The 8,666-nt window shown below is 59.6% G+C and carries 9 protein-coding genes; 8 read left to right on the top strand and 1 reads right to left on the bottom strand.

Annotated features, from left to right (window positions below; translation table 11 throughout):
- The 4 genes from ACYQ11_RS21405 to ACYQ11_RS21420 all read left to right on the top strand — a co-directional run.
- Window positions 1-349 (top strand): type II toxin-antitoxin system RelE/ParE family toxin (locus tag ACYQ11_RS21405; RefSeq protein WP_459925874.1); only part of this gene is annotated, 349 nt, incomplete at its 5' end.
- A complete protein-coding gene (locus ACYQ11_RS21410) occupies window positions 346-681 on the top strand; it encodes a helix-turn-helix domain-containing protein (RefSeq protein WP_459925875.1) in 336 nt (111 codons plus the stop codon). The genes ACYQ11_RS21405 and ACYQ11_RS21410, both read left to right, overlap by 4 nt.
- 58 nt (window positions 682-739) lie before the next feature.
- On the top strand, window positions 740-1,156 hold the full coding sequence (locus ACYQ11_RS21415; RefSeq protein WP_459925876.1) for a secondary thiamine-phosphate synthase enzyme YjbQ: 417 nt from the start codon (window positions 740-742) through the stop codon (window positions 1,154-1,156).
- Between the two features lie 3 nt (window positions 1,157-1,159).
- Window positions 1,160-2,191 (top strand): MBL fold metallo-hydrolase, encoded by a 1,032-nt coding sequence (locus tag ACYQ11_RS21420; RefSeq protein WP_459925877.1) that lies wholly within the window; start codon window positions 1,160-1,162, stop codon window positions 2,189-2,191.
- A gap of 245 nt (window positions 2,192-2,436) precedes the next feature.
- Here the strand turns inward: ACYQ11_RS21420 and ACYQ11_RS21425 are convergent, their stop codons facing one another.
- Window positions 2,437-2,565 (bottom strand): hypothetical protein, encoded by a 129-nt coding sequence (locus ACYQ11_RS21425; protein WP_459925878.1) that lies wholly within the window; start codon window positions 2,563-2,565, stop codon window positions 2,437-2,439.
- 798 nt (window positions 2,566-3,363) lie between these two features.
- Between ACYQ11_RS21425 and ACYQ11_RS21430 the strand changes: the two genes are divergently transcribed.
- From ACYQ11_RS21430 to ACYQ11_RS21445, 4 genes are all read left to right on the top strand, one after another.
- Window positions 3,364-5,865 (top strand): protein kinase domain-containing protein, encoded by a 2,502-nt coding sequence (locus tag ACYQ11_RS21430; protein ID WP_459925879.1) that lies wholly within the window; start codon window positions 3,364-3,366, stop codon window positions 5,863-5,865.
- A 167-nt stretch (window positions 5,866-6,032) separates the two neighbouring features.
- Complete coding sequence (locus ACYQ11_RS21435; RefSeq protein WP_459925880.1) at window positions 6,033-7,040, top strand: patatin-like phospholipase family protein; 1,008 nt, start codon at window positions 6,033-6,035, stop codon at window positions 7,038-7,040.
- Window positions 7,041-7,054: 14 nt separating this feature from the next.
- Complete coding sequence (locus ACYQ11_RS21440) at window positions 7,055-7,804, top strand: substrate-binding periplasmic protein (protein WP_459925881.1); 750 nt, start codon at window positions 7,055-7,057, stop codon at window positions 7,802-7,804.
- Between the two features lie 3 nt (window positions 7,805-7,807).
- A partial coding sequence (locus ACYQ11_RS21445; RefSeq protein WP_459925882.1) for a PAS domain S-box protein occupies window positions 7,808-8,666 on the top strand: 859 nt, incomplete at its 3' end.

The following is an 8,666-nucleotide window of genomic DNA, read 5'->3' on the forward strand; positions in this document are numbered from 1 at the left end:
ATATAAATGGTCAAAGCGTGTAAAGCTTAATAATCAAAGCCTGTTGGAGGCTATTGAACATTTAGGGGATGGGCTTTCAACGGCTGATTTAGGGCATAGCCTGTTCAAAGTCCGTGTCCGTCGCGAGAACACAGGAAAACGTTCAGGGTTTCGAACGATCATTCTCTATAAACCGGGTGATCGAGCTGTTTTTCTTTATGGATTCGGGAAGAACGAAAAAGACAATATTGATAAAACTGAACTGAAATACTTCAGGAAGCTGGGGGAAGATCTTTTAGCATTGACTCCCGCAGAGCTTGAAGACGCATTGTCAAACAACGTGCTGTTCAATCTGGAGGAGACACCATGAGACGAACAATAAAAGAGGCCATCGGGTCAACACTTCAAGATATGGTTGATTCCGGATTGAAAACGTCTTTTACGGAACGGGAACTGAATGAACTGGATGTCAAAATTCCGGAGGTCATTCTGACGTCGGATCAAATCAGGGCGATCCGAAAAAAAACAAACCTCAGTCAGGTGGTATTCGCCAAGCTTATCAATGTCAGCCCGTCATCCGTCAGGCAGTGGGAACAGGGGAAGCGTTATCCGACAGGCCCAACGAAAGTCTTGCTTGAACTGCTCAGCCAGTCGCCCAAGATACTCAATTACAGAATAAAGCATCATTCGATAAAAAGCTGATACGAGCAGATTCGGTTATCCGTCGGTTCAAACAGGAATACATGGAAAGAGACGCATCATGAAAAGCTATCGCAAGGAACTCTGGTTCAACGTCCCCGCGCGACGGGGGTTTGTCAACATCACGACCGAGGTGGAGGACTGCCTGCGGGAAAGCGGCATTCAGGAAGGGCTGTGTCTGGTCAACGCCATGCATATCACGGCCTCGGTGTTCATCAACGATGACGAGGCGGGGCTGCATCACGATTACGAGATCTGGCTGGAAAAACTGGCCCCCCACGAACCGGTGGCCGGGTATCGGCACAATGTGGGGGAGGACAACGCGGATGCCCACATGAAACGCCAGATCATGGGCCGGGAGGTGGTGGTGGCCGTCACCGGCGGCCGGCTGGATTTCGGGACCTGGGAGCGGATTTTCTACGGCGAGTTCGACGGTCGGAGAAAAAAACGGGTCCTGGTCAAGATCATCGGGGAGTGAGCCATGGTACGGGAAGTCGCTCCGGGGGTGTTTCTGATCACCCAGAAAAAACGGACCCGTTTCGCGCCGTTTTCCGTCAACATCTACGTGATCGCCGGGGAAAACGGGCTGGTTTTCGACGCGGGCATGGGCGGCCGGAAAAACGCCGAGCGGCTGGCCCGGCAGATCCGGGAAATCGAAACGCTGGTCCGGAGCCGGGGTCAGGCCTGCCGGATCACCCGGGTGCTGCCCAGCCACGGTCACTGGGACCATTTCTCGGGCATCGAGGGCCTTAGCCGGCGTCTGGGCCTTGAGGTCCTGGCCACCCCGGCCATGCAGAACACCATCACCTCAAGGGTCCGGTACCGGAAAAGCTTCCGAAAGGAATGCGCCGTCATCGAAACGCCCATGCCCGTTTACCGGCGATGGTCCCGCACCCTGGGTCAGGCCCTGGCGGATGCCCTGTTTTTCGCGGTGTACCGGGTCCGATTCGTCACCGGCCCCGTGACGCTGATCGGAACACCGTCGGTCTTTCACATCGGCGGCCAGGACTGGGAGCTGATGGCCATGCCGGGGCACTGCGACGACGACGTGGTGCTGTTCAACCGCACACGGGGACTGCTGCTCTGCGGCGACATCGTGCTCCGGGCCGTCAACACCTGGCTGGGGCCTCCCCGTTCCGACCTCAGAAAATACATGGCGACCCTTGACCGTCTGGCGGCGCTGCCCGGCCTGTCGCTGATCCTCCCGGCCCACGGAAGCCCGATCGACGAGCCGTATCAGCGGCTGGCCCAGGCCTCGGACCACCGGCGCAAGCGCACCCTTGAAATCATTAACCTGATCAGACAGGCCGGCTCAGACGGCATCTCCTTCGACCAACTGTTCACGCATCTGTATCCGTCCCTCTCGTTCAAGGAACGGTTCCTCGCCCGGGGATGGATTCTTTTGACCCTCCAGTACCTGATCGACGAGCACACGATCGCCCGGCGGATCGTGAACCGGACCCTGGTTTTCCACCTGCCGGAAAAAGCCCGCAAACCGGCGCCGGACGACTGAACGAAGAGCGGGGCCGGGCCGGGGCAATCGCATGTCCTGTTCGAGCACGTGCAGGTTCACGATCACGTGTTGCCGGCATCGTGCTCGTGCTCGTGCTCGTGCTCGTGACCGTAAACGTGAACGTGAACGGCATGATCCGTCCCGCAGGAAGAGGCCCATGTGTTTTAAAGATGACGGCTTCGTAAAAAGTCCGATTTCTGCGTTGCGCTTCATCCCTCGTCACTGCGGCGTACCCTAAGTACGCCTCATTCCTCGGGATTTACGGCGCCTTGAACTCGAACTTTTTTCTTTGCCGTCATGTGATGACTTTTTACGAGTTCATCAAAGATCATACAGGCCATTGTCCTGGGGGCCGGGTCGTCGGTCAGGGCCATCGCATGTCTATCCCGAACGACCCATGGGACAGCGGTCCATGAAATGCCGTGTGTCAGAGATTGACACCCCCCATTTCCTTCGTGTCCTTCAGGGAGCGCAGCGACCGGGTGGTTGAATGGTTTGACCATGTCGAAAACGAGGCGGGGCTCTTTCCGTCACGGCATGGGATGCCCACAGGAGCGTTGCCGTGTGACATGCCCCGCATGTCCGGCGTTCTCTGTGTCTCTGTGTCTCTGTGACTCTGTGAGAGCGATTAAACCGGCGTCTTTGAAGAGGAGGGTCTATGTGATTTCTCACGGAGACACAAAGGCGCAGAGAGGGTGTCGTGTGTGCACGCGGTGTAATTCTTGCCGGCAGGGAGACGTGTTTACGTCGACAGGATTGATCTGAGATCAATCCGCTGAGATTCTCACGAAGGCCGTTTTTTTCTTTTCTTCAAGGATATGAAACATGCGATGACCAGGGCAATCGCATGTCCTGTTCGTTCACGTGCATGTTCACGTTCACGAGCACGAGCACGGCAGGCCGAGACCTACTCGACCGTCTCATCCCACGCCGGTTGAACCGTCTGACGGTTGCGTTCACGTGTTGCCGGCCGTCATCGAGCTCGTGCTCGTGACCGTAAACGTGAGCGGCATGATCCGTCCCGCAGGAAGAGGACCAGGTGTTTTAAAGATCATACAGGCCATTGCCCTTGGGGCCGGGCCGCCGGTTCTTGCTTTGACTCCGGGCGGCCTTTCATGTAACAATGCGCCATCACCGTTTGGCCATCTTGCACACGATAGGGGGGAACGTCCATGGCCCTGACAGACGCATCATCACCCGGCGCCGCAGAAAAAACCCGGCGCGGACACCGACTGCCCGCCGCAGTGTCTGTGCTGGTCGATCTCCGGGTCCTTCTGTTTCTGGCCGCCCTGGGCCTTTGTCTGTTCGAAGGCCGTGTGCCGTGGACGGACATTCTGGACCAGGCCTTGTTCCGGGTCGGCCTGTACCTGAAAACCGTCCCCCAGGATCGTTCCGACCCCGTGATCATCACCCTCCCGCCCGGCACCGCAGCCGCCCTCGAACACGAGCCGGACAGCCGTGAGGATGTTATCACCCTGCTCGAAACACTCAAAAAGGCCGGCCCGTCGGCCATGGCCCTGATTCTCGACGAACCGCCGGTTTTCGCGGCGAACCCGGCGGTGGCCGCCATCTCCGATCACATCCGGGAAGCCATGGCGGCCGGACCGGCCGAGGATCATGCCCCGCTTAAGGACCTGCTCACCTTTACCCGGGCCCGCCTGTTTCGCGGCGAAGCCCTGTGGACCGCCCTGGAACAGACCGAAACCCTGATCGGCCTGACCCATCCCGTCGGAAACGCCCCCGTTCCGACAAACGCCGCCTTCGGGCCGGCCCAGGCGCTCCAAACCAGTCCCGGCAGGGCCGCCGGCCACCGGGACATCCTGCCCGACAGCGCCCTGACCACCCGCATGCCCGACCTTGTTCCGCCGCCGGACGCCCCCCTGCACCGGAATCGCCTGTTCCCGGTCCGTCGCGGCAATCAACAATCGGACTGGCCTCTGATCTGGAAAGAAAGCCGGCTGTTCCTGCCGGATCTGCTGACCCAGATGCTGGCCCGCACCCTGAAAACCCGGGCCGTCTGGGAAGAGGAATCCGGGGTGATGTTCGGTTTCACGTTTATCCGCACGGACCCGGCCGGACTGGTCAAACCCCGTTTCGGGTCCACCGGCCCCTTTGCCCTGACCCTGCCGCGTTACACCATAGACGAAATCCTCAGCTCACGGAACCTGTCCTTTGTGAGCAACCGTCCGGTGTTCATCGGGTCGGCCCGAAGCCCGTCCCTCGGCGCCGCGGCCATGGCCTTTGCTTCCCTGGATGCGGGCGCCGTCAGCGCGGTGCCCCGGCAGGCGCTGTTCCTCGGCAAGGCCCTGATTCTGGTCCTCTTTTTGTATCTGATCATCCTGGTGCCCCTTTTCCGGCCCGGGACGGCCCTCATTGTGTCGACAACGCTTGCGGCGGGCCTGATTCTCGGCCAGATGGGCGTCCACCTGATCACCGACGGGTATCTGCCCCTGGCCCTGCCCCTGGTCTTCCTGGTTTTCGGGCACACGGCGGCCCGAATCCGTCAGCGCGTGCACACCCGGCTGAGCGCCCTCGATCACCGGGCCCAGACCGCGCTGTTCGAGCTGGGGCGCTTTCAGTACGAGCAGAGCCGCTACGACCAGGCCTTCGACACCCTCCGGGGCTGCCGCCCCGACGAACCCGTCCTCGAACTGCTTTACAAGCTGGGGGTCTCCCTGGAGCGCAAACGCCAGTTCGACAAGGCCGCCGCCGTGTTCGCCTTTATCGCGGACCGTCGCCCCGCCTACCGGGACGCCGGGGAACGGGCCGGGCAGCTGGCCCAGCTCCTGTTCGGCCGGACCACCACCGGCCAGACCCTTGCGGCCCCCGCCCAGAACCTGAGCCGGACCGTTCTCGGCCGGTATGAAATCGAACGTGAGCTGGGCCGGGGCGCCATGGGCGTGGTCTACCTGGGCCGGGATCCCAAGATCAACCGGATGATCGCCATCAAGACCATGGATGTGACCCAGACCTTCGAAGGCCGGTTCGACGAGGTCAAAGACCGGTTCTTCCGGGAAGCCATGGCCGCCGGACGGCTGAACCACCCGTCCATCGTCACCATCTACGACGCCGGCGAGGAGCAGGACCTGGCCTTTATCGCCATGGATTACGTGGAAGGCAAGCCCCTGAACGAGTTCAACCGTCCCGACACCCTGCTGCCGGTCCCCGTGGTGTTCCGCATCATGGCCCAGGTGGCCGATGCCCTGGATTACGCGCACAAACAGCAGGTCATCCACCGGGACATCAAACCGGGCAACATCATCTACAATCCCGCGAATCACGTCGTCAAGGTCACCGACTTCGGCATCGCCCGCATCGCCGACATTTCGAGCACCCGGACCGGCGTGGTGGTGGGCAGCCCCTCGTTCATGGCCCCGGAGCAGCTCAAGGGACAGGCCATCGACGGCCGGGCGGATATCTTCAGTCTGGGGGTCACCTTCTACCAGCTTCTGACCGGCGTGCTGCCGTTCAAAGGCACGGACCTGGCCAGCCTGGGCTACCAGATCACCAGCGTCAAGCACGCCCCGGCGTCCAGCCTCCGGCCCGATCTCCCGAAAATTGCCGATTCGATCATCGACAAGGCCCTGCAGAAAAATCCGGCCAGTCGCTACAAAACCGCCGGGAGCATGGCCCGCTCATTGAGAACCGGGATGAACGCGGATCTTCCGGGCTAACCCTGTGCCCCTTTTTTCCCATGTTGTTTTTTTAAGCGTTCTGGTATACTTTTGGACATTATTGTTTCGCATGTTCCCTGCATGCCGACGACATCCAGTCACAGACGATTGTCTTGTCACCCGCACGACACAGACACGACCCGCATTGACCCGACACGGAGAGACGTATGAAAAAGAAAGCGTTGCTGCTTGGGGCCGGCGGCCCCCTGGGAGGCCTGGAAGCCGGAGCCCTCATCGCCCTTGACGAAATGGGCGTCCGGTTTGATGTCATATCCGGCGCCTGCATCGGATCGGTCCTGACCCTGGCCTATACCAGCCCGGCCCGGGGCATGACCGGCCGGGAGGCCCTTGAAATGTGGTGCAATGCCTCGGGCCTGTCCGATGCGATCTATCATTCGATCTGCCCATCCAACTACAAGGTCTTCCAGAAAAACGCCGGGATGCTGAACCCCCTTTCCGACGCCTTTATACGGATAATGACGGGTGCAAACCCCCTGTTCAGCCTGGACCCGTCCAACGACATCCAGCGGCTGATCAGCGACCTGTTCCTGTTCAATCTCACCGCCCTGACCCCGGGATTTCTTTTTCCCTTTCAGTCGTCCATCAGCCGGATCGCCCCCTTTCTTGAAAGCTTCATCGACTTCGACAACCTGAAAAACGCGGACAAGGACATCTACATCAACGCCCTGAACGTTACCGATCAGAGGATCGAGATTTTCAACAAGCACCAGATCACCATGCAGCACCTGATCGCCGGGTCCTCGCTGTTCTTCATCTGCCCCCAGCAGTGCATCGACGGGAAATGGTACGGGGAAGGCTCGTACGTGGACAGCCTGAACTACAAGGGGCTTCTCGAGGAGGAAAAAGAGGTCGACACCATCGTGATCATGAACATCCTGAACAAGAAGGCCCTGATCCGCACACCCCACAGTTTGTACGACGCCTACAATCTGTCGATCATGTTGCCCTTTATAACCATCGCGGAAGATGATACAAAGCTGTTTGAAGCCAAGCACAAGGGGAGCCGAACGCTTCTGAAGGTGGGGTTTACCATTCCCGAAAAGCACGCACCGTACGTCATGGACTGGAGCGCATCGAACTTCCGGGTTCTGCGGGACATCGGCTATGAGGCGGGGATGGCGTTTTACAAGGAAAATAAATCATTGCTGACTTAGACGTCGAGGTGTTTATGAACCCGAGGTATCGACTTGTCCTGACAGTCCTCTGGACTCTGATCGTGATTTGGGGGCCGAATCCGGCCGTTGCCGGGCCGCTCAGGCTCGGATACATCGAGTTTCCGCCCTTTACCTATACCGACGGGCATGACACGCCGGCGGGCATATTTATCGATCTGGCCAATCACATCTTTCCGGATGCGGGACTGTCGTTCACCGCCGAATCCTATCCGGTCCGGCGCCTTGCCGAATACATCGGCAGCGGCGACCTCGACGTGTGGATGGGACTCAAAACCCTGCCCGAATTCGAAGGCAAGGCCTTCATCGGCAAAACGCCCATTGCCGCCCTGGTTCTGAGGGCTTACACCCGGGGGAAAAAACCGCCCATAAGGGTCAAGGAGGACCTGATCGGGAAATCCATCATCGTGATGCGGGGCTACAGCTACGGCGGCTGGATCACCTACATCGAAGACCCGGCCAATCAGATCAACCACATCAAGGCCAACAAGCACGAAGCGGCCTTCAACATGCTCAGGGCCAACCGGGCCGACTACCTGCTGGATTACAAGGAACCCTCGGACATGGCCCTCCAGAGTGTCAGCATTCCCGACCTGTCGTTCAACCAGATCTCGGCCCTGCCCTGTTACATCGTGATCTCCCGGAGCACCCCGGACGGCCAAAACATCCTGGACCGTCTCGAAGCGAGCTATCACAAGCTCAGGCAAGCCGGCGTGATCGCCGACCCCCAGGTCGCCGGGGAGTGAGCTGTGGACGCCCCGCGCCCTGAACCCGCCGCGTCACCCGGCCCGGACAAGAAGGCGGCCCCCAAAGGACGGTCCATCTCCTTTCTGCTGACCACCAGCCTGATCCTGACGGTCACTCTGGTCTCCTGTGTGTCGATCTTTTCCAATTACCTGGATGTCAAACGCAAATCCCGCATCGAGCTCGAACGACTCCTGGATCGGAGCGCCACGGCCCTGGCCGAGATCCTGCAGGTCCCCCTGTGGACCTACGACCAGGAAACCATCGAAAACATCGGCAACCTGTATGCGGACAACGAAGACATCGTGGGGCTCACCATCATCGATTCTCTGGGAAAATCCCTGTTTCACATGGAAAAACCCGATCCGGGCGAAACATTCTCGGAAAGCCGCGAGGTCCTGTTCGACACCAAGCTGGCCGGTCTGGTCCGGGTGTCCCTTTCTTCGAAAAAATACCGGGCCGCCATCAAGCAGCTCCTGCGGTCAGGCATCATCACCATGCTGATCAACCTGTCGGTGCTGATCCTGATCACCGGCTTTCTGCTGCGCCTGTTCCTGGCCAAGCCCCTGTCCCAGCTCAGTGAAATCGTCAACTCCTATGCCTCGGGCAATTACGAGGACCGGCGCTCCCAGCTGCCCTACATCGAATTCCAGCCCGCGGTGGACGTGATCCGGTCCATGGGCGTTAGGATCACCCAGCAGATCAAGGAACTCCGGGACGCTGAAAAAAAGTTCCGCAGCATCTTTGAAAACGCCGTCGAAGGCATCTTCCAGATCACGACCCGGGGGACCTTTGTCAATGCCAACCCCTCCCTCGCCCGGATTCTGGGATACTCATCGCCCGAGGATCTGACGGCAACCGTCT

This window comes from Desulfatiferula olefinivorans, from assembly GCF_054657895.1.